This is a genomic window from Terriglobales bacterium, from assembly GCA_035691485.1.
Lineage (GTDB): Bacteria > Acidobacteriota > Terriglobia > Terriglobales > Acidobacteriaceae > JAIQGF01.
The window spans coordinates 39664-63870 of sequence record DASSIZ010000111.1 but is presented as its reverse complement, the minus strand read 5'-3'; the positions used below and the strand labels follow the sequence as shown (position 1 = coordinate 63870).

Genomic DNA, 24207 nt, shown 5'->3' with positions numbered 1-24207 from the left:
CCCTCCGAGCGAAGCGCAAAGCGGCCCAGTATACGGCTGAGCACAATGCCATGACGGCGGGCATGAATATGAGTGGTCTTGTGTCCTCGTCCCCCATCGCACACTCGGGCAGGAACTTCGAATGAGAAGATTTCGTGATTTGTGTTCCTCGTTGATCTCATCCTTTACGATCTCGTGAGTCCACTTCGATGTTGCGGATCGTATATTTCTTCGCGACATCGTACTCACTAGCCATAGTTAACCCCATCTTTCAACGAGTGCCCGCCGCATTCTTGATGAGTTCGACGGCGGCTTGTGGATCCGCGACCTCCACAATGAGTTCGTTGTACCGTTCGTCTCGAAGCTCGATGACGATGGTCTTGTCCGGGTTGTGAACGTCCCAAAAGACCCGCTGCCCGTGCTGGTAGAACGTGCCAGCGGTGATCACGCCGGGGATGTTGGTGCCCGGCATGCGTATGCCGTGATACCAGCCATGGGCAACGTGCGGGTCTGCACGCACACCCGCAATGTGCGGCAACGAAATTTCGAGCGAACTCTTAAGCGCCCACAGCTTGTCGGCTCCCCGCACATGCAGAATCAGCTTGTCCTCTGCAATCGATAAATCCACCATGCCGATGCTCCCGAATACCATCGCGCGATCACGAACGCTCTCCTGCCTTATCTCGATCTTGCAGAATGAACATCTTACGCGGAATTTCCGGGTAGATCTCTATCTGCTGGCTTTGGCGCTGATTGCAAGTGCCTACCGAGCAGGATAATTTCGAACACGTGGGTTGGGGACCCGTGCCACACGGGGCGAGTTATAATGAATTCAGTCATGGCGCTGCGCGCGACATCCCGCCGAACATCCGCTCTCTCCTAGCGCGCCGTATTCCTTTTCATCTAAACTCAAGCTTTTCCCATATTCGCGGAGTCATTATGCCCGACAGCGTAGAAGCAAAGCAGGCCACCGACATCATCAAGGTCAAGCTGCCAGATGGCAGCGTCAAGGAAGTTCCGCGAGGATCGAGCGCGCTGGAAGTGGCACGCTCGATATCGCCACGGCTGGCGGATGCCGCGCTGGTGGCCAAGAGCAATGGCAACCTGGTGGACCTGACCAGGCCGCTGGAAAACGATACCGAACTCCGCATCCTGACCGACCGCGATCCGGAAGCGCTGCCGGTTTACCGGCACTCCTCGGCCCACCTGATGGCGGCGGCGGTGCTGGAACTGTTTCCCGAAACCAAGCTCGGGCACGGACCGGCCACCGAGAGCGGATTCTTCTACGACTTTTACCGTCCGACCCCGTTCACTCCCGAGGACCTGGAAAAGATCGAGAAGAAGATGCAGGAGATCGTGCAGCGGAACGAGCCGTACGCGCGGGAATGGCTGCCGCGCAAGGAAGGTCTGGAGAAGTTCAAAGGCGAGGGTGACTTCATGAAGTGCCACTTCATCGAGCAGTTCACCCAGCCGGAGGAAAAGATTTCGCTCTATAAGACCGGGAAGTTCGTGGACTTCTGCCGCGGTCCCCACCTTCCATCTTCGGGCAAGATCAAGGCATTCAAGCTGCTCTCGATTGCCGGGGCGTACTGGCTGGGCGACGAGAAGAACCCGCAACTGCAGCGCATTTACGGCACCTCGTTCTTTTCTAAGAAAGACCTGGACGAGTTCATCAAGCAGCAGGAGGAAGCGAAGAAGCGCGACCACCGGGTGCTGGGCAAGCAGCTGGACCTGTTTTCCATCCAGGAGCTGGCCGGACCGGGGCTGATCTTCTGGCATCCCAAGGGCGGGCGGATGCGCAAGCTGATGGAAGACTGGATGCGCGACGAGTATCTGCGGCGCGGATACTCGCTGGTGTACACCCCGCACGTGGCGCGCGTGGATATGTGGAAGACCTCCGGGCACGAGGGCTATTACGCACAGAACATGTTCACTCCCATGAAGCTGGATGATGCCGACTATCGCATCAAGCCCATGAATTGCCCGTTCCACATCCTGATCTACAAGGACCAATTGCGCTCGTACCGCGACCTGCCGGTGCGCCTGGGCGAGCTGGGCACCGTGTACCGCTACGAACGAAGCGGCGTGATGCACGGGCTGCTGCGGGTGCGCGGCTTTACCCAGGATGACGCGCACATCTTCTGCACCCCGGAGCAGATCGAGGATGAGATTGTCGGCTGCATGGACTTCGCGCTTGAGACGCTGCGCGTCTACGGGTTCGACAAGTTCCAGGTGGAGCTGTCGACCTGGGACCCCAAGGACCAGAAGAATTTCAGCGGCAGCGAAGAGCAGTGGAACAGGGCTACCAAGTCGCTGGAGAGCGCGCTTCATCGCCGCAACATCGAGTACAAGATCATCCCCGGCGAAGCCGCCTTCTACGGCCCGAAAATTGACGTCAAGCTGGTGGACGCCATCGGACGTCTGTGGCAGCTCTCCACCATCCAGTTCGACTTTAACCTGCCGAAGCGCTTCGATCTCGAGTATGTGGGCGAGGACGGGCAGCGGCATCAGCCGCTGATGGTGCATCGCGCGCTGTATGGCTCGATCGAACGCTTCTTCGGGGTCCTGATCGAGCATTACGCCGGCGCGTTTCCGGTGTGGCTGTCGCCGGTGCAGGTGGTCATTATTCCGATCAGCGAGCGGCACGCGGAGTATGCGCGGAAAATCGGCGATGCCCTCAAGGCGGAAGAGGTGCGGGTGGAAGTGGATGTGCGGAACGAAAAGATGAACGCGAAAATACGCGAGCACGCGCTGCAGAAGGTGCCGTTCCTGCTCGTTGTGGGCGACAAGGAAGCGGAGGCGAATTCGGTCAACGTGCGCACCCGCGGCCAGGAAAAGACCGAAACCGTGGCCTTCAGCGAGTTCCAAGCGCGGTTGCGGAAGCTGGTGGCGGAGAAGGCGGCAACCTTGGCATGAACTGTGCGTACCAATTCCAGGCTTCGGAGGTTTCGGAGGTTTCTGGACATCCGAGACCTTCGCAGCCTCCGAAACTTTTCTCGTGAAGCCCTCTTCCAGATCCTGGGACGCCCTGAGCTGGGTGCGCTCCATCTTCATCTTCGACCCGCTGATTTATGTCTACACGATGGTGCTGGGGATCCTGTCGCTGCTGTCGTCTTTCTTCGATCGTGACGGCGGCATCCAGCATGGATTTGCGCGGCTGTGGTCGTGGCTGATTCTGCACACCGTTTTTAGCCCGGTTAAAGTGACCGGACTGGATCGCATCGACCGCTCGCGGCCGCACGTTTACGCCGCCAACCACATTTCCGCGCTGGATATCCCGCTGCTCTACGAGCACCTGCCATTCCAGTTCCGGATCATGGCCAAAAAGGAGCTGTTCCGCTACCCATTCATGGGTTGGCACCTGCGCCGCTCCGGGCAGATCCCGGTGGACGCCTCCAGTGCCGCCGCCTCCATGCGCAGCCTGATGAAGGCGGTGCGCAGCCTGCAAGCCGGCATGCCGCTGGTGGTGTTTCCGGAAGGCGGGCGGTCGCCTAACGGTCAAATACAGCCATTCATGAGCGGGGCTTTCTACATCGCGATCAAGGCGCGAGTGGACGTGGTGCCGATGGCCCTGGTGGGAACCTACGAAGTGTTGCCCATGAACTCGTTCCATATCCGTCCCGGACCGATGGAGCTGGTGGTTGGTGAGCCGATTTCGACCGCCGAGTTCGGGCTGCGCGACATGGACACGCTTGCCGCCCGGGTGCAGAAGGCGATTGAGGACCTGTACTATTCGCGATCGCGTGTAGCCGACCCGCGCCGTGACGAAGTGGCTAGGAGCTAGACGGGTAGGGGCTAGGGGCTGGAGGGCGAGTCGACATGGGGCTGGTGTCAAAATGCGTTTCGTTTTGAAATGCGGGGTAAGCCCAAAACACCGAAAACAGGGAACGCGAACCGAAAACAAATTAAACTAGCACCGCTCTTATGAAACCCCGCATTGCTATTCCGGTGCCGCACTCCGAGGGCGAATACGCGCAGCGCGCGCTGCTGCAATACGAGGAGGCGGTGCGCAAAGCCGGCGGCGAGCCGGTCGCGATCGCGCTCGACCGGACGAACCAGCAGGTAGCGCAAGCGGCCAAGGGCTGCGACGGCGTCCTGCTGCCCGGCAGCAAGGCCGATATCGATCCGGAAAAATACGGCTGCCAGCGCGACCCTCACACCGCCGCCGCCGATCCCGCCCGCGACAACGTTGACGAACTTCTGCTGCAGGATGCGTTCAACATGCATAAGCCGATCCTGGGCATCTGCTACGGGCTGCAAGCGCTGAATGTGTGGCGCAGCGGGACACTGGTGCAGCACCTGGAAACCGGGGTCAATCATGCGGCCGGACGCGAGGTGCAGCGGGCGCACGTAGTGGCGGTCGAACTCGACTCGCGGCTGGGCGGGATCGTGGCGCCACTGCAGGTATTGGCCGCGCTTTGCGCCGAGACGCCGAAATCCCCGGCGGAAACGGTTTCGGTGGTGGTGAACTCCAGCCATCATCAGGGGGCCGGCATAGTGGGCGATGGCCTGCGCGTCGCCGCGCGCTCGCAGCCGGACGGGGTCATCGAGGCGCTGGAGGGGACCGATCCCGATCACTTCGTGGTCGCGGTGCAATGGCACCCGGAACGCAGCTTCGGCGAAGACGAGCCCTCGCGCGCCATCTTCCAGGCCTTCATCCAGGCCGCGTTAAGCCGGCACCAGCAGCCACGCACGCCGGTGCCGGATTTCGAGTCGCTGTCAAAATAGGCGTTCGGCTGCCGGCCATCGGCGATCCGGCGGTGGAAGCACAGAAGCCGACGGCCGATCGCTGACGGCCGATCGCCCTTTCTGCTACCTTCAATGGTTTATGTCGAACGGAATCATGCTTTCCGTGCAGGACCGCGTGGCCGTCATCAGCGGCGGGTCGCGCGGGATTGGCGCGGCCACGGTGAAGATGTTCGTCGCGGCCGGCGCCAAAGTGCTGTTCAATTATCAGCAGAATCGAAGCGCGGCGGATGAGGTGATCGGGGAATGCGGCGAGGAGCGCTGCGCGGCCGTACAGGCTGACCTGCGCAACATCGAATCGTCGCACGCCCTGATCGAGCAGGCGGTGAAACGGTTCGGCGGAGTGGACATCCTGGTCGCCAATCATGGGATCTGGCCCGCGGAAGACGTGGAAGTAGATCGCATGACCAACCGGCAGTGGCATGACACCGTTGCCATCAACCTGGACAGCGTGTTCGGCCTGGTCAAGCACGCGGTGGGGCAAATGAAAAAGGGCGGACGGGGAGGGCACATCGTGCTCGTCAGTTCCACCGCCGGCCAACGCGGCGAGGCGTTTCACTGCGACTACGCCGCCACCAAGGGCGCCGTGATCAGCATGGTCAAGGGACTGTCGACGGAACTGGCGCGCGACCGCATTCGCGTGAACTGCGTCGCCCCGGGGTGGGTGGATACGGACATGGCGGCGCCGGCGCTCAACGACCCGGTCACTCGCGACCAGGTCTTCGCGACCATCCCGCTGCGTCGAGTGGGAACGCCGGATGAGATTGCCGCACCCATCCTGTTCCTGTGCACGGAACATGCGGGATTCATCACCGGCGAAGTGTTCAACGTCAACGGCGGCGCGGTGCTGGTGGGTTGAAGTTCAGCCGCCCAACATGCTGGCTGCGACTTCCTCGACGACAAAACGTGCGCCGGCCTTTTCCATCAGCGGGTTGACCTTTGCTTCCGTGGCCGGGTCGAACTGGCCGTCAACAATCCGGTGGAACAGGTCGCGGGTAAGCAGGTCATGCGTCTTGAACCAGCGCTCCAGGCGCAAGACGGCGGCCTGGGTGTTCACCATGACATCGGAATTCGTGCTGCGGCCGTCGGCGAGCCGTTTGAGCACGTTGGAGAGCTTGACTTGCTCGGCTTCGGTCATGGCGGCAAAGGCGACACCCATCACGGCGCCATGCAGCGTGCGAACTTCGCCTGAGACGCGGATGCTGGTGCCAAACAGGTTAAAAACCATTTTCAGCCTGGTGTGGGGAGGATGCGGCGTAGGAGTATGAATGCAGCATCCGCTCATGCCGAGATCAATGAATTCGCCCCAAAAAGCGGCGGAAATGCCATCTTTCCAGCACTGCACTCCGCGATCACAGCCGAAGCGCGGCGTCTTGCGGCGCTCCATGCCGGGCGGCAAGTTCTTGTGCGGCTTGCGGTCGGTGGTTGGTTTGTTCATTGTCCCCTCCGGACAACATCGCTATGGAGCCTGTGTCAGGTACGGCCTAATCGTCAGGCCATGTACTGCGGGTATATTGGAACAGGGGGTGCAGCCCGCGCCAGATGACCGAGGTCATGAGGAGACAGATTTCTTGCTGGACGACTGAGCTATGGCCGGCAGGCAGGGCGAGCGTCATAGAATGATCTTTTCACTATGAAATCACTGATGATAGCCATCATTGTGGCCCTCGCCGCGGTAATCGCCACCGCCCAGGCAGCGTCCGGGCAGCCGCCTACGGGGGTCGCGACCCAAGCCGTCGAGGATGCTAACGCAAAGAAAGCAAGGGCCTTGCTGGAACAGTGCATCCAGGCGATGGGAGGGCAGGCCTGGCTCAACATCCAGGACATGGAACAGCAGGGCCGTTCCTACAGCTACTTCCAGGGGCAACCGAACAGCGTCGGAACTGTCTTCTGGCGTTTCTGGAAGTATCCGGACAAGGACCGCGTCGAACTCACCAAGCAGCGTGACGTGGTGTACCTCAACGTCGGGGACAAAGGCTACGAGGTGACCTACAAGGGAACCGCGGCCCAGGAGGCGGAGCAGATTGCCAACTACAACCGGCGCCAACGGCATTCGCTGGAAATCGTGCTGCGGCAGTGGATGAACCAACCGGGGACGGCGCTGTTCTATGACGGTCCGGCAGTGGCCGAGCAAAAGCCTGCCGACTCCATTTCCATCCTGACCGCCGACAATGACTCGGTCACCCTGTTCCTCGACAACCATACGCACTTGCCGATCAAGAAGACGTTCGAGTGGCGCGATCCCATTGACCGCCTGAAGAACGTTGAGGGAGAAATTTTCGACAACTGGCGCATCGAGCAAGGAATCATGACGCCGCACAGCCTGCTGCGCACGCATAACGGCGACACCACCAACCAGCGATTTATCACCGGCGTTCGCTACAACGTGGGGTTAGCGGACACGTTGTTCCAGGCAAGTATCACCTACGACCCGAACAAGCCGCCGCCAAAGCGGCGCTAGGCTGGGTGCCCCGTTTGAGTGGGAATCCATACGCTTATCTGCGCAAGCCTGTCCACGTCTCGGAAACCACGATGGAGTTGCTGGGATTGTGCGGGTCGTAGCGGACGGAACTGGGCAGGCCCAGCTTGCACGAGGTGAGGTCCACGTATTGGCCGAGGTGGCTGATGTCCTGCGAAGCCTCGTAGGAAACGCCGCCGATGTCGTAGCAATAGATGAGCAGTTGTTGCGGGCCGTGGCCGTTGGGGCTGAGTTCCTGGACGTCGAGGACGGTACCGTCGCAGATGCGGCCGATTTTCGACAGGCGGTCGCGGCGCATGCGCTCGCGCTGCTCCGCGGTGAGACGGTGGCTGCGAATCCATTGCCAGACACCAACCCCGGCGGCGGCTGCGCTCGCCGCGATGGCTGCATACATGCGAAGTGCGCTCATTGCGGGGATAAACTCGGCCAGATCAGAAAGCAAGTTACTACGCCTCCCCCTGCGGACAAATCCAGCTTACGCCTTAGATGCCGACAAGTAGAGGCTACGATTCCGCATTCAAGATTCCCCGAGCTCAGAGGTTTGAGCCGCGATCCGGCGAACACCAGCCAAGCAAGCGGCGCGACCGAGGCCGCGCCGTGGATCACGAGAGTGATTCAGGCCCTTACCCTTTGGCGACCAGTTCCGCCTCCGCCTGCGCCTTCACCTTTTCCCAGTCTTTAAGGAAGGCGTCGAGACCCTTGTCCGTGAGCGGGTGCTTGATCATCTGGTCCAGCACTTTGAAAGGGATGGTGGCAACATGCGCGCCCGCCAGGGCCGCTTCCACCACGTGCAGGGGATGGCGCAACGAGGCGGCCAGGACCTGCGTTTTGTAGCCGTAGTTGTTGTAGATCTGGATGATTTGCCGCACCAGGTCCATGCCAACATGGCTGATGTCGTCGAGCCGCCCGACGAAGGGGCTGACGTAGGTAGCGCCGGCTTTGGCCACCATCAAGGCCTGGTTGGGCGAGAAGCAGAGCGTCAAATTGGTGCGAATGCCTTTTTCGCTGAGCGTCTTGCAGGCCTTGAGGCCTTCCCGGGTAGTGGGCAGCTTGACGACGACGTTCTTGTGCCAGCTGGCAAAGTCCTGCGCTTCCCGCAGCATTCCCTTGGCCTCGATGGCCACGACCTCGACGCTGACAGGACCGTTCACGATGCCGCAAATTTCCAGGATCGTGTCCTTGAAGGGCTTGCCCTCCTTGGCGATCAGAGAGGGGTTGGTGGTGACGCCGTCGAGGATGCCCATCTCGTTGGCTTCGCGAATTTCCTTCAGGCTGGCAGTGTCAATGAAGAACTTCATCGAAGAGCCTCTCGCGTGGCGGATCGGGTAATTGCCGAACTGCGGAACTGCGGAAATTCAATTCAGCAATTCGGCACTTCTGCAATTCCGCAGTCGACTCATGAGCCCGCTCGAACCCTACTCGTTGACCACGGTATTACGCAACGTTCCCACACCCTGCACCGCGACCTCCACGACGTCGCCGGCATGCAGTTCACCGACTCCTTCTGGCGTTCCGGTCGCGATGACATCGCCGGGAACCAGCGTCATGGCAGCGGTAATGTGGCGGATTATAACATCGAGTGGAAAGATGAAATCGGCGGTGGTGCCGTGCTGGCGTACCTCCCCGTTGATGCGGGTTTCCACCTCGATCCCTGCCCACGGATCGAGCCCGTCGACGACCACCGGACCCACCGGGCAAAAGGTATCGAAGCCCTTGGCGCGCGCCCACTGGTTTTCCTTTTTCTGCAGGTCGCGCGCGGTAACGTCGTTGAGGATGGTGTAGCCGAGGACGAAGTCGCGCACATCCTCGCCTTCCTGGACCTTGTAGCAGCTCTTGCCGATGACCACTGCCAGCTCGCCCTCGTAGTGGACCATTTCCGATAGCTTCGGCAGGCGGATCTGCGCGCCCGGATCGGCGAGCGAAGATGGCGGCTTGAAAAATACCAGCGGCTGTTCGGGGATTGGATTCCCTAGTTCGGCGGCATGCGCCTTGTAGTTGCGGCCAATGCAGACAATCTTGGATGGCAGCACCGGGGTGAGCAGACTGGCGTTCTCCAGGGGAATAGGGTCAATGCGCCTGGAGGCGGCGTCTTCGTCGGGGATGCGCGCGCATGCGTCCGACTTGAAGACACGGGTGATCAGCTCGCGGCCGGTAGAACCCTCGGTTTCAACGAGCGCGAATTGCGGTTCATTGTTGATAAGCAGGCGGCAATATTTCATTGTGGTCCTTAGCAAACATTCTTACGGAACCTTTACCGCAGAGTACGCAAGGGGCCGCAAAGGAAACAAGTCAGAAGTTGTTCACGAGCCGTTTGATTCCGTCTTTGAGACATGGAACTTTGAAATTAATCAGAAGGCCAAGGTGAAGCGAACACCAAGACATCCAGCCGCGCAGCGGCGGCACAATGTGCAACCCCGGCGCGCAAGCCCGGGGTTATACGGTTACTTCAACTCCTGAGTCCCGCAGATACTGCAGAACCTAGCCTGGCACGTCAGTGCCGGAAAGCCTGTCCAAGGGACCAACGAGCGGCCTGCATCTTGCCTTCAGCGCGAGCGCAGCGAGCCCGGCATGCTTCGCCAGCCCAACGCGTGAGCGTTGGGTGGGATTCGCAAAACCAACCCAGCCCGAGCCAACGCGAGGCCGACACGCTCAGTGTGAGGCCGACAGCCCGAACCACGCTTAATTTCATTTTTTTTCCGGTACAGATTCGCTGGCTTCATTCGACTTAACACTCTCATTGCCGCGCAAATCCACTGCCGTCACGAAGTAAGAATATTTGTGGCCGGGCGTGACGTCCCGATCGCGGAAGGCGGGCGCCTTCACCAGCTCGGTATTGATCCTGACCTCGGCTTGCCCGTCCTGGCGACGATAGGCGTTGTATCCGGCAAGGTCGGGTTCGGTATTGGGGGCCCAGGTGAGGTCGATAAAAGGCGGCTGCCCGACGCCGCTGGCGACAGCCTGCAGGCCCGCGGGTGCAGCAGGGGGAAAGACATCATGGACAAAAACCTCGACGGGTGGCGACAGCTCGCCCTCCACCTCCTGGCTGCCGGCCGTTGACCTCACAGTCGTGACTACACCGACCCAGTAGTCGTACGTGTGTTCCCACTCCGCCGCGGGATCGATCACGTTCTCGTTCGGCTGCGGAAGGTCTGGGGAAACGAAACCGTTCTCGACGGGAATGGAAGTGGGAGCCGCATTGGGCTCTTGTGCATCGCGGCGATAGAGCCGAAAAGTGTACGAGACTGGCGAGCCTTGCTTGTTACTCTCCGGAAGCATCACCAGGTTGACCTGATCCAGCGGAACTGACCAGCCGATTACCGGGCCTTGTGCGGTGACCTTCGCAATAACCTTTTGCGGCGGCGGTAACGTCGGCGCCAGCGGAACCTGCACCTGGTTGGACAATCCGGCGCTGCGGCCGCGCGCGTTCAATGATTCGACAGCGTAGGTGGCGAAAGCAGTGGGATTCTGCTGCTGCAGGTCGTCGGGGAGCGTGTCGGTATAGGTCCTCGGCTGCGGGTTGCCGTTCGCGGCTGTGGCTGGAAGCTGCGCCACCTGCGTGCAGCTCACCATGGCGGAAGTATTCACGCCGCGGCAGACGCGCACCGGACCGGGATGGCGGATGTTCTGCTTGTCGGTGGTCTCGCGCGGGACGGTCCAGGTGAGCGTAGCCCTGTTCCCCTGCCTGCTGGCCGAAAGGTCCCTGACCGGCTGCGGCAGCTCCAGCGACGGAGGACGCGGCGCGCCCGGCGTCCCGCACGCGGCCAGGCACAACATGGCGACCAGCGCGAGATGAAGTGGGCATTTCATGAAAGCCGATCAGGGTAACAGACATTGGAAATTTGAAATTTCAAAATTTGAAAATTGCCGGGACTCTCAAATGAAAAGGCCCGGCATGCAGCGGGCCAAATTTCAAATTCTCAAATTTCCAATTTCAAGTTACAGGATGTACCTCGACAGGTCCTGGTCCTTCACGATCTCGGAAAGCATCTGGCGGACGTAATCGGCGTCGACGGTGACATGCTTTTCTTTCATGTCGGGGGCCTCGAAGCTGATCTTGTCGAGCACGCGTTCCATGATGGTGTGCAGGCGGCGGGCGCCGATGTTTTCCGTGCCCTCGTTGACGCGGGCGGCGAAATTCGCCACCTCTTCGAGTGAGTCCGGGGTGAACTCCAGCTTCAGTCCTTCGGTTTCCAGCAGCGCCATGTACTGCTTGACCAGCGAAGACTTGGGCTCGGTCAGGATCTTGATGAAGTCGGCGATGGTGAGCGATTGCAGCTCGACGCGAATCGGGAACCGGCCTTGCAGTTCCGGGATCAGGTCGCTGGGCTTGGAGACGTGAAAGGCGCCGGCGGCGATAAACAGGATGTGGTCGGTGCGCACCATCCCGTAGCGCGTATTCACGGTGGTGCCCTCGACGATGGGCAGGATGTCGCGCTGAACGCCCTCGCGGGAAACATCAGGCCCGTGGCCGCTCTCGCGCCCGGCGATCTTGTCGATTTCATCGAGGAAGATGATGCCCGACTGCTCGACACGCTCCACCGCGATGCGCGTCACCTGGTCCATGTCAATCAGCCGCTGCTCTTCTTCCTGCACCAGGTACTCGAAGGCTTCGTTGACCTTCATCTTCCGCTTCTTGGTGCGCTGGCCGAAGATGTTGGGCAACATGTCCTTGATGTTGACGTCCATCTCCTCGACGCCCTGGTTGGAGACGATCTCAAAGGCGGGGAAGGACTTCTCGCGGACGTCGAGCTCGACGATGCGATCGTCGAGCTTTCCCTCGCGCAGCTGCTGGCGCAGTTTTTCGCGGGTACGGCTGCCGGACTCGGCGGGATTGATTACCTCGATCGCCGCTCCACCGCCGTCGCCGCGCGGGGTGTTGCCGAAGCCGACGCTGCTGGGCAGCAGCAGGTCGAGCAGGCGCTCCTCGGCGTTGAGCTCGGCCTTGTCCTGCACGTCCTCCAGCTTCTCCTCCCGCACCATGTCGATGGCGATTTCGACCAGGTCGCGGATCATGGATTCCACGTCGCGACCGACGTAGCCGACCTCGGTGAACTTGGAAGCTTCCACCTTGAGGAACGGCGAATTGGCGAGCTTGGCCAGGCGGCGGGCAATCTCGGTTTTTCCCACCCCGGTGGGGCCGATCATGATGATGTTCTTGGGAATGACCTCTTCGGCGAGTTCCGGCGTGAGTTTCTGGCGGCGCATGCGGTTGCGCAGCGCGATGGCCACGGCGCGCTTGGCGGCGTTCTGGCCGACAACGTACTTGTCGAGCTCGCCGACGATCTCGCGCGGCGTCAGCTCATCGAGTCCGATGCTTTCTTCTTCTGCGGTTTGGGGTAAATAAATTGCCATAGGAAAGACAGTTTCCAGCTTCTACTTTCGGGCAGCCGCTCTCGCCTGCGCTTTGCGCCGATAGAACTTCAGCCCGGACCAGGTTTCATCGATGGCGCAAACCTTCACATCCACCCAGGTCAGGCGCAGACCGGCATTGCGAACCACGTCCTCGGTCAGGTCGGTGGCCACTCCGGATGCTTTCTTGGGCCACGAAATCCATACCATCCCGCCTTGTGTTACTCGCGCCAGCAGCGGCGGCAGGGCCTTCTGCAACTCGGCGGCGCTCTTCACGAAGAGCAGCGCGAAATCCAGGTCGCCGGAACGAACCGGTTTTGCTTCTGCCGTCAGATCGGCTATTTCAAGCTCTGCAGGCGCATTCAGAAACTGCACTCGCGCGCCCGGCTTGATGCCGAGCTTCTTCACCAGCGGTGTTCCGGAATACCCGGCCATGTTCACAGCTCTTCGAACGTGAATTGCTCGTTCGTGTAAATGCACATGCGCCCGGCGATCTTCATGGCTTCCTCGGCAATGGTGCGCACCGGCAGGTTGGTGTGCGCGGCCAGCGCCTGGGCCGCCGCCTGGGCATAAGGCCCGCCGCTGCCGATGGCAGCAATCCCGGAATCGGGCTCGATGACGTCGCCGGCGCCGCTGATCAGGTAGGTCTGCGTCTTGTCGGCGACCAGCAGCAGGGCCTCCAGGTGGCGCAGCGCTTTATCGGTGCGCCAATCCTTGGCCAGTTCGACCGCGGCGCGTCCCAGGTTACCGTGGTACTGGTCCAGCTTGGCTTCAAAGCGGCTGAACAGGGAAAACGCGTCCGCCGTGGATCCCGCAAAGCCGGCCAGGATCTTGTCCTGGTAGAGGCGCCGAATCTTGCGCGCCGAATGCTTGATCACGCCCTCTCCCAGGGTAACCTGCCCGTCTCCCGCCATGACCACATTGCCGTTCTTGCGAACGGCCAACACGGTTGTGGAGCGGATTTTCGGGAAATGACGATCGGATAGTGCGCGCAGCGCTGTCATCAGTAACATTCGATTATAGCAGCCGCGGAATTGGCGCGGCGAATCCAGGCCGCCGTCGTGGCGCGCAAACGGCAACTGCTACAATCTCGGCTCCATCATTACCGTGGAGATACCATGCGCGAAGTCATCGCTACTGCCAACGCTCCCAAGGCCATCGGCCCCTATTCGCAGGCCGTCCGCTCCGGCAACATGATCTTCTGCTCCGGGCAGATCGCGATCGATCCCGTCACCAGCCAGGTGATCGAAGGCGATGTCGCGGCGCAGACGGAGCGCGTGCTGAAGAACCTCTCGGCGGTATTGTGGGAGGCCGGCAGCAACCTGGAACAGGTGGTCAAGACGACCGTATTCCTGAAATCCATGAACGACTTCGCCGCCATGAACGCGGCTTATGGCAAGTTTTTCGCCAAGGAGCCGCCGGCGCGCTCCACCGTCGAGGCGGCGCGGCTGCCGAAGGACGTGCTGGTGGAAATTGACGTAATAGCGATGCTCTAGCTTCAGTTCGGTCGCCTGCGCTGACCGACGACACAGAAACTTAGCAGCACCATGCGTTGTTCTCGCGATAGGTTGAGGAACTGTACCCCGGCTGCGCGGCCGGTACAGTAGCGGACCAGGGCTTTGACCTGAATCGGGCCGCCCGGGATGCGCATTTCCAGCAGGATGACGCTGCCCACGGGGTAGGCAGCGGCGGTCAAGAAGCACATGCCATCGTCGTTGATGTCGGCGGCAAGTCCGAAGCGGATAGGCAGGCCCAGCCCGTGCAGAATGGGAAAACGCGATAGCCAGCGCGGAAAGGCACGATTCTCGTCGTTTAGTACCTCTGCCGGCATCACGATCTGACACAGCAGGGCAAAACTGTCCACTTCCACCATGTCCATGCTGCCGCGCCCCCAAGGCGCGAGTGGCTGAAGTTAGCGCCATGAGGGTGGAGGGACAACGTCACCGACGTAATCGCTTCAGTGGTGACTGGTAACCTGGGCCTGAAATTTGAGATCTGCGGCGGTGACCTTCCCCGCCCCTTAGTCCACGGATAATGGGGCTTTCTCTGGTTTTTGTTCGCCTCACGACCCTTGTTCCGAAGCGGGGGATCTGGCATTTGGAAAAGCTATGGAAAGAGTGCGAGTCGCCTGGCGGCTGCTGCGGGTCAAGTACGACACCGGCGATTGGCAGTAGCGAAGCGCATCCTCTCGGGCAGTGTTCTATTTTGCACAGACCGCGGGTCAACAAATTGTGGAGATGACGAAGCTGGACAGTGTCTTCAAGAAGAATGAAGGACTTCTTCGGGGACGTGACGGCGTAGCATCACGAGCCTGAAGCGCAATGCCTTACCGAAGCTTTGCGAACTCGCCCTTGGCCTGTTGCAGGATGGGAATGTCAGGGTCGCCGTCTTTCCACAGGGTAAGGAAGTCCTGGTAGGCGGCGCGGGCTTTGGCACTGTCGCCCTGGAGAGCGTAGGCGCGGGCGAGGCCGAGGTGGGCGAGCGCGCCGAGCGGGAAATTGAGCAGGATGCCGCGATGGTCAATCATCTTCTGAAATTCCGCCGCTGCTTCCTTGCCCTGGCGCGCCAGCAGGTACGCCTCCCCTCGCAGATAAACCGGGCACATCATACCCAAATTGATCGGCTCATTCTGGGCCAGTTCGTAGGGGGCCGCGGTCTGCAGGGTTTCGAGCGCTTTGCTGGCGCGCTTCCCATTGATTTCAAGGGCGGCCCGAATGGATGGCAGCCAGTACCGCTGCACGATCGTGTGCTGCGGGAATTCGATGTTCAGGGTATTCGCTAATTTTCCGGCCTGACCCGCATCGCCGGCTCGTGCCAGCGCCAGCGCCGCCACGCTCCTTGCGTCGTTGCCGCGCGCCTCCGCCAGGGCGGCCATCGCGTTCTGCCTTGCGGCGCTGGCATTACCGAATTCTGCTTCTCGCAACGCGGCGTTGGCCTGCCACAGCGCAGCAGTTTCCTTCGCGTCCGCATGCAGGGCCGACTGTACCGCACGCCGCGAAAACTCCCGCGCCTTCGCCAAACGTCCGAAATAAGCTTCCGTATCCGATTGCGCGGACAGCAGCCAGTCTTCTTCCGTGGGACGACCCACGGCCCACGCCAATTGCTGTTGCATCGTTTCTTTGTCACCGCGAAGGAAGCCCGCCTCGTAAAGCGCCAGCCGTAGAAGATGGGAATCCAGCTTGCGTGCCTGTGCCTGCTCGAGGGTGGCTCTGGCCTCCTCCGTCCGGCTGAAGGCAAGCTGCATCCACACCAAATTGCAGTATATTATGACGACGTTTTGCTCGAGACGTAACGCATCCTGCGTATTCCTCAATGCCTTCTCCCACTGCCCCAGCCTCATGTAGTTATCTCCCAGGTTGCCGTAGGCCAGCCAATCTCGCGGATAGCTTTGCTTCCATAGCTCGTACACTTGGGGAACCTTTTCCAATTCTCCCGTGACCAATAAGTAGTAGAAAGCGTCGATCTCGTATCTCTCTCGCTCGCTCACCCGCTCCCGCAAGTCGAACGCCTTTCTGGCATTTTCGCTGGCCCGCGTGGTCTGCCCAAGGTTGCTGTATGTAATTGCCAGAGATCTGTACGCGAGGGCGAATTTGGGGTCGCGCTCCACTGCCTGCTGATAGAACGGGAGGGCGGTCGCATCACCCTTTTCATACAGGAGCTTTCGTCCCATACTGTAGGCCTTCAGCGCTTCCAGCGAAGACGTGGTTGCTTCCTCGATGGGGGTAGCGAATTTCTGCACCGAGGCCAGCGATTCACCCAGCTTAGTTCGCAACGTCGATGCCGAACTGTCCAGAGCTTTCAGCACCTCGCCCTTGCCGGAGGCCCGTGCCTGGGCAGCCACGAGCGTATCGCCGGTAGAGCAGTTGATCGCATTCAAGCCAATCACGTATTCGTTACCCAGACTAGAGATCGACCCCGCCAGCATGGCCTTGCTGCCCACCCGCTGGCAGAGGTCGCGCACCACCTCACCGATAAGTGGCTGGTCGGGCGAGCGCCCCATCAGCCGCAACGTCTGCGCGACTTTCCGGTCTGAAAGGATGTTCAGGAATGGTGATTGCTCCAGGTCGACCGTCAATGCCTGCTTGAGCGTATCGTCAAACACCGCGTCGCCCGTCTTGTTGTCAAAGTCGGCCAGGACGATCGTGTCTTTCTCGTTGAGGGCGGGAGCGCGACGCGCGTAAAACAACGCGCCGGCTCCGATCACGGTTGCCACCAGACCCAATGGAATGGCGATCTTCCAAGTTCGTGATTTGCGCTGAACTTTGGTCACGGGTGTTCCACTCGCAACTGCTGTGACCGGCGCTGTCCCGCGCTGTATTCGTTTCAGGTCGGTGCGAATTTCCGAAGCATGCTGGTAGCGCAGTTCGCGATCCTTCTCCAACGCTTTGTCGATGATCTCTTCCAGCTTCGGCGGTACAGCCGGGTTCAAGCGCACGGGCGCCGTCGGCGCGTCGCTCAGGATGGCATGCGACACGGTGCCGGATGTGGGGCCCCGGAACGGCAGCGTGCCCGTCGCCATCTCGTACAGCACGACGCCGAAAGAAAACAGGTCGGTACGCGCGTCCAGTTCTTTTCCCCTGACCTGCTCGGGCGACATGTACACCAGCGTGCCGACGGCTTCGCCGGGCAAGGTCAGCGCTGTCGCCAAGTCATCTGAGGGGGCTGCGGCCTGCGCCACAGTCATCTTCGCCAAACCGAAATCCAGAACTTTGGCCTGGCCTCGCCGGGTGACAAAGATGTTCGCCGGCTTGATGTCACGATGGATGATGCCTGCGGCGTGGGCTGCATCGAGCGCATCGGCGACCTGAATGGCGACGTCGAGCAGCAATTCCAGTTCGAGCGGCTTATTCTCGATGGTGTGCTTTAGAGTCTTGCCTTCGAGCAACTCCATGGCGATGAAAGGCTGCCCGTGGGCCGAGTCAACGTCGTAAATCGTGCAAATGTTGGGATGATTGAGCGCGGAAGCGGCTTGTGCCTCGCGCTCAAAACGGCGGAGCGCAGTGATGTCGGAGGCGAGATCTTGTGGGAGGAACTTCAGGGCAACGCGGCGGTGCAGTTTGAGGTCCTCGGCCTCATACACCACGCCCATACCGCCGCCACCAAGCTTGCGCAGAACGCTGTAATGCGAGATGGTCTGACCGATCATGTGCCATCCGTATTCGGCGGATAGTACGTTGCAGGGACGCCGCCGTCAATCAGACGAGATCCCCGATAGAAGAAATGATTTCCTTTGGATCACATGCTCATGGATACGAACTTAGACCACAGCTGAGGCCCACTGAGGGGGTTCACGCAAGCCAAATCCAGACGTTGCTCGCGAAGACCATCCTCACGGGCAATGTTCTGTTTTGAACAGAATTACTGGTCAGAGAGTTGCACAATTCTGGCATGGACCCGTACACCAGTCCCGCCGGAATTGAGTCCCCGGAGCCGGTGGTTGAATTTGCCAACCTGGTCTACTTCTACCGTATCCTCAGGCAGGTATCAGAACGTCCCGAAGAGGTACCGGTCGGCGCCGCAAGCCGCAATTCTTGCCTTCAGTAGTGTTCCGCTGAGGCTGGCGCTTACAGCCAAAGAGAGGGTGATTGCGATGAGTGGGTTCACCCGCGGCGTCCGCGCCCCGCGCCCATTGGCGCCTTTCTTTAGCTGTGCCCCCGCGGCTAATGACCGACGTGGGCAAGCCGAGAGCTGAAGAACAAGAAGAAGTTGGAGCCAACCTCGATCGCTCGGCCGGCCGCTTCCGCGTCATCCATGGTTCTCGACGACGTGATGCCGCTCGAGCCGTCGGCTGCCGGCCAGTCGCGTTGGTCCATCACCAGCACTGGACGAACCTCCCACCAGATCGGGGTCGTGTTAACGCGGCTGTTGTCCACCACGTGACTGTGATTCGGCGTGGGGACGAAAATAGGAGTGGTGATAGGGCCCTTAATCTTTCCCAAGGCAAGCAAGGTCTTCGACAAATCGACGGACGAGGCGTGCATCGTGCAGGTGCCGGGTACAGGATTATTTGGGTCGGGGCACTGCGTCGTGATCGCCGGATTCACCTTCGTCCTCCAGGCTTCCGGAATAAACCCAAAGAGGTTAATCAGCGCCGTCCCCAGCACGGGTCCGCAGAGTTCACCTGGGCGTCCATTATTCGGGCACGGCATCGCGTCTGCCGGGTTCGTATCAGGAGGTTGTTCGGCGGAGAACATGGGGATGAGCACGTACAGATGTGCGGTGTGCTTGATGTCCCCACCGGTGGGGTCCTGTGTTGGTTCAGTGATGGGCTGGCAAATCGGCGTCTGCATTTCATTGGGATCGGACTGCGCCAGCACCCCGTTGAAATCAAGATCCAGAGTTGGTTGATCCACGCAATCAAAGTTTTGCAAATAAGTGAAAGTGACGAGCTGGTTATTTCCGAAACCATTGGTCTGATTCGGCGCCACCTGCTGCGCCGAAACAACACCGGTCAGGAGGAGAGCGACGACCAGCAGGGTTGAAGCTGGGGATTCCAGGGACGTGCGTCCGGTACCTGGCATGTTGACCTCCTTTGATTGGCAGTAATGCGTGTCCCAGCTTTCGGGGCCCGAACAGCGCATGTAATGCGGAGGTAGATGCACCCACCGAAAACGAATCGTCACCAAGCTGTCATCGTTTTGTAAAACGTTTGTCACCGCAGAGCGGAGTGCAGTGTAATAATCTGAGAAGGGGCGCGTTTGGTTCGCTCTAGCCTTTTAGCTCGGGCCGCCAATAATTTGTTTCGAGCTGACCGCCACCAGGCGTAGCTTAGCTGCAACCGGGGAGTCAGAAACCGTTGAGAAGCTTGGCCACATGTCCCCAGATCCCCGTACGCTGCTTCTGATCACCGCTTCGTCCCCGGAAATCCAACGGGTGCGGCGGTCTCGCGTCCTGAACTTCCAGCAAATTACGATGCCATACCTGGCCGCCTTTGTGCCTCCGCATTGGACCGTGCTCCATGTGGATGAAGCAGTGGCGCCGATTGACTTCAATACGCCGGCGGACCTGGTTGCCATTACTTTCCACACCCCGAGCGCGCCGCACGCCTACGATGTTGCTGCCCGCTTCCGCCAACGCGGAGTCACGGTGGTTTTGGGCGGACCCCACGTCACCCTGATGCCGGAGGAAGCACAGGCCCACGCGGACGCAATCTTCGTCGGAGAAGCCGAATCCCACTGGCCGCGATTCCTCGCCCAGTTTGAGGCTGGGAATTACCAGTCGCGCTACCGCTGTGTGGAACCTCCTGCCCTCGAGCAAGCCCCCATGTCACGGCATGACCTGTTTCATCGGCGTGACCACGCGGCCGGGGTTCTGTTCGCCACGCGCGGCTGCGTTTATCGGTGTGACTTCTGCACGCTGGCGGTGATGTATCAGAGCAGTCTGCGCAAGCGGCCGGTTGAGGTGGTGGCGCAGGAGTACGCTTCCTTCCGCGGCAAAGTCATCATCCTGTGGGACGACAACATCGCGGGCGACACCCACTACGCCAAGGCGCTGTTCCGGGCTCTCGCTCCCCACCGCAAATGGTGGAGCAGCCAGGCGAGCATCCATGCGGCCGAGGATGACGAGTTCCTGGAGTTGGCCGCGCGCAGCGGGTGCAAGCAGCTGTTCCTCGGGCTCGAATCCGTCTCGCAGGCGAGCGTGAATGAAGTCTCGAAAGGGTTCAATCGGGTGGAGAAGTACGCGCAAGCGATCGAGCGGATCCATTCGCACGGCATTGCGGTGCAGGCGGGAATCGTCTTCGGCTTCGACCACGACACGGAGTCGGTGTTTGAAGAGACGCTGGATGTGTTGGAACGGTCAGGAGTGCAGAATGCAACCTTCAACATCCTGACTCCCTTTCCTGGGACTCGCCTGCATGAACGACTGGAGGCGGAGGGCAGGATTCTCACCTGCGACTGGAGCAAGTACAACGGCCGAACCGACGTTGTGTTTCATCCCCGGCACATGAGCCCGGAAGCGCTTTTGAATGGCTACCGCTATGCGAACGCGCGATTCTACTCGTGGGGCAGCATATGCCGACGTTTGTCTCGTTCTCCAGTCCAGTTGTCTTGGGTATTGCCGTTGAACTTGGCCTATGCTTTCGCCCTTCGCTACCCCAGGTAGTGTTCATAGCTGGGTGACGGGTGTCAGCCGAGGCTCGGCAACCGGCCTGCCGGCGACTTATGAGATAGGCTCTAGCCTTTGAGCTCGCGGACGATGGCGGAGATCAGTTCGTCCTTGTAGCGATCGAGGACATGCTTCACCGCCTCGGCGACCCGTTGCTCATCCATCATGCTGAACGGCGCTGCGGTCCCGGTGGCGGGGGACTCCGTCGGCTCGCCTTCCGGCGGAGCTTCCATGTGTGCCGCCTCGAGTTCAGCGGCGAACTGTGCCACCAGCTTTTGCGTGATCCCGCCGGCTTCCGCCGGATGCTCCGTTTCGCGAGGTTCCGCTTCTGCCGTGTCTTCCGAAGGCTCCGGGGGAAAGCTGTCCAGCGGCTGTGTATCGACGCCAACTTCGGCCGGGGGCGCGGGTTCCTGCGCTTGCGGTTCCGGTTCGCATGCCGCAGGTGCGTCCTGGTGCACCACTTCCGCGGGATGCATCTGCGGCCAGAGGTCCACAGGCTGCGTATCCACACCGACTTCCGCTCTTGGCTCAGTCTCACGAGCGGGCGCAGCGGCGGCGGCGCCACCCGCGAATTGGCGATGCATGCTCTCCCCGTAGCTGAGGCCGGTTTCTGACATCCGGGAAGCTTCGCTCAACAGAGCGGAAATCTCCGCCATGGCTTCTTCGTGCGTGGAGTGTTCGATGGTGAGAACGTGGTCCTGGGCTTCCAATCCCATGACCTCAGCCTGCGCCGGCTCTTCGACGTCGGCAGCGTGATCGTCGGCCGCATGTTCGACCACCGAGCTATCTGCGGCCGCCTCTTCCATCATGCCCGTCGCATCTTCGAGTACTGGCTCGTCCGCGGCGCACAGTTGATCCGGCTCTGCCATGGCAATGCCGACGGGAACGTCCTCCGGATGTTCCTGGCCGAACTTGGTAGTGAACTGGGTAAAATCCGAGGGATCGGTGGCCAGGGCTGGATCTTGTACTATCGCAACTTCATCGGCGCTTTCCTGCAACGTGGGTAGCAATTCGGCAGCCGGCGCAACCTCCACTTCGCCCGCCTGGGGCAAAGAAGTGAATTCCAATTCAGACGGCAGTTCGGCAACGGAGGTTTGCGCGGCCGAGGTGACGACCGGCGCCGCCGCTTCCGTGTGCTGCTGCAAATCAAAGGCGGGCGCAGCATTCAGGTCGAAGTCAGGATGGGAAACGGGCGCGCTGTCGACCGCGAATTGCCCAACCGCGGCGGCTGGCGCGGAAGCAGCTTGCTCTTCCTGCGGCGGGGGCAGCTCTTCGATGCCCAGCACCGGCGAATGCGCAACTTCCTGCGAGAAGGCCGGCTGCCGAGGCTCTGGTTCCAGAGAGGCGTCCGCTTTCCAATCCGTATCACTTTCGTCATCGGCAGAGGGCAGCTTGGCGGTCTTTTCGTAAAGCGACTCGGGAGCGTGCAACTTCTCTTCAAACTTTCGCACAACCGACAGCAGATCAGTGGCCTCGAACGGCTTCACCAGCACGCCGTCGGCTTTGACGCGGTTGCCGTCGGCGGCATTGTACGGTTCCATGTTGGTGATGGTAAGCAGCACCGGAACGCGCATGGTTTCCACGGCGCTCTTGACCTTGTCGCAGACCTCCAGGCCGGTATAGCCGGGCATGTAGACGTCAAGAATGATCAGCTCCGGCTTCTCAGCGGCGATCTTCTTCACCGCGGCGGCGCCATTGCTGACCGCCACCACGGTGTAACCGGCGTCGCTAAGTATCTTGGAGCCCATTCTTTGGGCCGTAATGTTGTCGTCCGCGAGCAGTACCTTCATAGGCACGGAAAGCCTCATGGCGGGGGAGCGTGAATCCGACGTTACTGTGACTCCGGATGCAAAGTCAATGAAAACAGCGCCCGTGGAAGCCGCCGGAAGCCGCGTTGGGACATGTCCTTTCAGGGCACAAGAAGCAGGAAATTAGCTGGCAGCGCGTAAGAAACAGATGAGCGGACAGAGGGCGCCAGGAACACAGAACGCAAACGCGGCGAGGTGTGGCTCGCCGCGTCCGTTGCATTGTCTTGGCCTTGCCTCAGGACCCTAGAACGGGTTCAGTTTCCCCAAGCCTTTCTTCTTTTTCTTCTTGCTGGTTGAAGTTGTGCTCTTGTCAGCGTCGTTGGAAGAACTGGTGGACTCCTGCGCTGTCGCAGGCGCTTTGGACTGGTCGGCGGCTTCGTTGACCTGGGTTGGGGGCGCCGGAGCGCTGCCGGCAGAACCCGTCGCTGAAGAGCTGGAACCGGAATCCGCGGCGGCGCCTTCGGGCGGAGTCACCGGCTTCAGTTCGGGAATTCCAGTGTCGTCGGAATTGCCGGTTGGTGAGGTGCTGCCGGGCTGGGCATCGCTACGCGGCACGGGCTGGTTGGGCGGCGGCGCCTCGCCCGCCTTGATTGTTTCCACGGAGACGCTGCTTGTGCCCCCGCCGCTTCCGGCGGCGGCATTCACCAGCGAGGCGGCATTGGCACGCACAATATCAGGTGCATTAGTAGGTTTGGAGTCCACCATCGTAGGCTCGCCCACTCTCGACACCAGCGAGGTGTCGGGACCGCGATGCATGTTGAGCATCATGCGGTGGAACCGGCCCGCCTGCTGGCGGCTCTCTTCTTCCTTCTTGTTGAGAGCGATCGCCTCCGGCGTGGCGGTGGGAACGGGACGATGAAGTGCCTCCAACCGCTTGCGGGCATCGCCAGCGCGGTCGGTCACCGGGTACCGAGTGATGATGCGCGAGTAAGCGGCGGCAGCCTTATCGTCAAGGTCCTTGATCATCCGTCCCTTCGTGGTTTCATCGAACTTGGAGCCACGAATCATGTCAACCTGCTTCTCGTAGGCGCCGCCGAGCAGGTACAGGGCATCGTCAGCGCCACTGTAGAGCGGGTACTCATCGGCGAGCGACTGCAAGCGTGCGATGGCGGCGGGAAAGGACTCGCGGAGATAGTAGAACCGCCCGATGCGGAATTCGCGCTCGGCGAGCACTTCCTGCACCTCGCGCAATTTTTCCTTGGCTTCGGGCACCAGCTTGCTGTCGGGATACTGCTGGATCAGGTTGCGATATTCCTCTTCGGCGCGCATGGCGTGGGTGAAGTCGCGGTCGGGCTTCTCCATCTGCCGATAATGGATGTTGGCGATCTTCAACTGCGCTTCCGCGGCTTCCGGCATGTTGGGAAAGAAGGTCTCGAAGTCCTTGTACTCGTTTTCAGCCTGGGCCAGGGCCGCTGATCCGCCCTCGGCGTACCAGGAATCGCCAACCGCCAGCTTGGCGCGGGCGATGTACTCCGAGTCAGGATAGGTATTGATCAGCGTCTGCAGAATGATCCGGGCCTGGTCCATATGGTTGTGCTTCATCTGGTCCATGGCGCGATCGAAGAGGACTTTGTCGGGCTGCTTGGATCCGACGTCGGCCAGCGGGTTCACGACCTTCTTGTTGTGACAGCCGGCAAGAGCGACGGCCAGCAGCGAGATAACGCAGAGTGGAAGAAGACGTCGAAACATTTCTACCTCAATACCTCTCGAACCCAGGTTGGCACGGAGAACGGTTGTCCA

General features: G+C 60.6%; 21 protein-coding genes. 7 read left to right on the top strand and 14 right to left on the bottom strand.

What is annotated here, in order from left to right; translation table 11 throughout:
• Nucleotides 1-250: 250 nt before the first annotated feature.
• A complete protein-coding gene (locus VFI82_14195) occupies nucleotides 251-610 on the bottom strand; it encodes a hypothetical protein (protein ID HET7185834.1) in 360 nt (119 codons plus the stop codon).
• Between the two features lie 308 nt (nucleotides 611-918).
• Between VFI82_14195 and thrS the strand changes: the two genes are divergently transcribed.
• The 4 genes from thrS (at nucleotide 919) to VFI82_14175 (ending at nucleotide 5584) form a co-directional block, all read left to right on the top strand.
• Complete coding sequence (gene thrS / locus VFI82_14190; protein HET7185833.1) at nucleotides 919-2895, top strand: threonine--tRNA ligase; 1977 nt, start codon at nucleotides 919-921, stop codon at nucleotides 2893-2895.
• A gap of 82 nt (nucleotides 2896-2977) precedes the next feature.
• Nucleotides 2978-3763, top strand: a complete 786-nt coding sequence (locus VFI82_14185; GenBank protein HET7185832.1) for a lysophospholipid acyltransferase family protein — start codon at nucleotides 2978-2980, stop codon at nucleotides 3761-3763.
• Nucleotides 3764-3903: 140 nt separating this feature from the next.
• Nucleotides 3904-4707, top strand: coding sequence for a gamma-glutamyl-gamma-aminobutyrate hydrolase family protein (locus VFI82_14180; GenBank protein ID HET7185831.1), 804 nt, complete (start codon nucleotides 3904-3906; stop codon nucleotides 4705-4707).
• A 100-nt stretch (nucleotides 4708-4807) separates the two neighbouring features.
• Nucleotides 4808-5584, top strand: coding sequence for an SDR family oxidoreductase (locus VFI82_14175; GenBank protein ID HET7185830.1), 777 nt, complete (start codon nucleotides 4808-4810; stop codon nucleotides 5582-5584).
• 3 nt (nucleotides 5585-5587) lie between these two features.
• On the opposite strand, the gene VFI82_14170 is transcribed toward VFI82_14175, so the two are convergent.
• Nucleotides 5588-6163: a PilZ domain-containing protein gene (locus tag VFI82_14170; protein HET7185829.1), complete on the bottom strand. Its 576-nt coding sequence runs from the start codon at nucleotides 6161-6163 to the stop codon at nucleotides 5588-5590.
• 195 nt (nucleotides 6164-6358) lie between these two features.
• Between VFI82_14170 and VFI82_14165 the strand changes: the two genes are divergently transcribed.
• On the top strand, nucleotides 6359-7186 hold the full coding sequence (locus VFI82_14165; protein ID HET7185828.1) for a hypothetical protein: 828 nt from the start codon (nucleotides 6359-6361) through the stop codon (nucleotides 7184-7186).
• Nucleotides 7187-7220: 34 nt separating this feature from the next.
• On the opposite strand, the gene VFI82_14160 is transcribed toward VFI82_14165, so the two are convergent.
• From VFI82_14160 to hslV, 7 genes are all read right to left on the bottom strand, one after another.
• A complete protein-coding gene (locus tag VFI82_14160) occupies nucleotides 7221-7613 on the bottom strand; it encodes a hypothetical protein (protein ID HET7185827.1) in 393 nt (130 codons plus the stop codon).
• Between the two features lie 214 nt (nucleotides 7614-7827).
• The gene (gene fsa, locus VFI82_14155) at nucleotides 7828-8502 is read right to left on the bottom strand and encodes a fructose-6-phosphate aldolase (GenBank protein HET7185826.1); all 675 of its coding nucleotides are present in this window, start codon (nucleotides 8500-8502) and stop codon (nucleotides 7828-7830) included.
• A 117-nt stretch (nucleotides 8503-8619) separates the two neighbouring features.
• The gene (locus VFI82_14150) at nucleotides 8620-9423 is read right to left on the bottom strand and encodes a fumarylacetoacetate hydrolase family protein (protein ID HET7185825.1); all 804 of its coding nucleotides are present in this window, start codon (nucleotides 9421-9423) and stop codon (nucleotides 8620-8622) included.
• A 466-nt stretch (nucleotides 9424-9889) separates the two neighbouring features.
• The gene (locus tag VFI82_14145; GenBank protein ID HET7185824.1) at nucleotides 9890-11011 is read right to left on the bottom strand and encodes a hypothetical protein; all 1122 of its coding nucleotides are present in this window, start codon (nucleotides 11009-11011) and stop codon (nucleotides 9890-9892) included.
• A 129-nt stretch (nucleotides 11012-11140) separates the two neighbouring features.
• Nucleotides 11141-12556, bottom strand: a complete 1416-nt coding sequence (hslU, locus tag VFI82_14140; GenBank protein HET7185823.1) for an ATP-dependent protease ATPase subunit HslU — start codon at nucleotides 12554-12556, stop codon at nucleotides 11141-11143.
• 21 nt (nucleotides 12557-12577) lie between these two features.
• Nucleotides 12578-12988, bottom strand: a complete 411-nt coding sequence (locus tag VFI82_14135; protein ID HET7185822.1) for a DUF3052 domain-containing protein — start codon at nucleotides 12986-12988, stop codon at nucleotides 12578-12580.
• A gap of 2 nt (nucleotides 12989-12990) precedes the next feature.
• Nucleotides 12991-13557: an ATP-dependent protease subunit HslV gene (gene hslV / locus VFI82_14130; GenBank protein HET7185821.1), complete on the bottom strand. Its 567-nt coding sequence runs from the start codon at nucleotides 13555-13557 to the stop codon at nucleotides 12991-12993.
• A gap of 114 nt (nucleotides 13558-13671) precedes the next feature.
• Between hslV and VFI82_14125 the strand changes: the two genes are divergently transcribed.
• On the top strand, nucleotides 13672-14049 hold the full coding sequence (locus VFI82_14125) for a RidA family protein (protein ID HET7185820.1): 378 nt from the start codon (nucleotides 13672-13674) through the stop codon (nucleotides 14047-14049).
• A gap of 2 nt (nucleotides 14050-14051) precedes the next feature.
• On the opposite strand, the gene VFI82_14120 is transcribed toward VFI82_14125, so the two are convergent.
• The 3 genes from VFI82_14120 to VFI82_14110 all read right to left on the bottom strand — a co-directional run bounded on the left by VFI82_14120 (nucleotide 14052) and on the right by VFI82_14110 (nucleotide 19074).
• Nucleotides 14052-14432: a PilZ domain-containing protein gene (locus VFI82_14120; GenBank protein HET7185819.1), complete on the bottom strand. Its 381-nt coding sequence runs from the start codon at nucleotides 14430-14432 to the stop codon at nucleotides 14052-14054.
• A 447-nt stretch (nucleotides 14433-14879) separates the two neighbouring features.
• The gene (locus VFI82_14115) at nucleotides 14880-17642 is read right to left on the bottom strand and encodes a protein kinase (GenBank protein HET7185818.1); all 2763 of its coding nucleotides are present in this window, start codon (nucleotides 17640-17642) and stop codon (nucleotides 14880-14882) included.
• A gap of 571 nt (nucleotides 17643-18213) precedes the next feature.
• The gene (locus VFI82_14110; GenBank protein ID HET7185817.1) at nucleotides 18214-19074 is read right to left on the bottom strand and encodes a hypothetical protein; all 861 of its coding nucleotides are present in this window, start codon (nucleotides 19072-19074) and stop codon (nucleotides 18214-18216) included.
• A 292-nt stretch (nucleotides 19075-19366) separates the two neighbouring features.
• Between VFI82_14110 and VFI82_14105 the strand changes: the two genes are divergently transcribed.
• Nucleotides 19367-20656 carry a radical SAM protein gene (locus VFI82_14105; protein ID HET7185816.1) on the top strand — a complete coding sequence of 430 codons (1290 nt, stop codon included), beginning with the start codon at nucleotides 19367-19369 and terminating at the stop codon, nucleotides 20654-20656.
• A gap of 71 nt (nucleotides 20657-20727) precedes the next feature.
• Here VFI82_14105 and VFI82_14100 read toward each other — a convergent pair whose 3' ends face one another.
• Both VFI82_14100 and VFI82_14095 read right to left on the bottom strand, forming a co-directional pair.
• Nucleotides 20728-22449, bottom strand: a complete 1722-nt coding sequence (locus VFI82_14100) for a response regulator (protein ID HET7185815.1) — start codon at nucleotides 22447-22449, stop codon at nucleotides 20728-20730.
• A gap of 261 nt (nucleotides 22450-22710) precedes the next feature.
• On the bottom strand, nucleotides 22711-24156 hold the full coding sequence (locus VFI82_14095; protein HET7185814.1) for an outer membrane protein assembly factor BamD: 1446 nt from the start codon (nucleotides 24154-24156) through the stop codon (nucleotides 22711-22713).
• Between the last annotated feature and the right edge of the window lie 51 nt (nucleotides 24157-24207).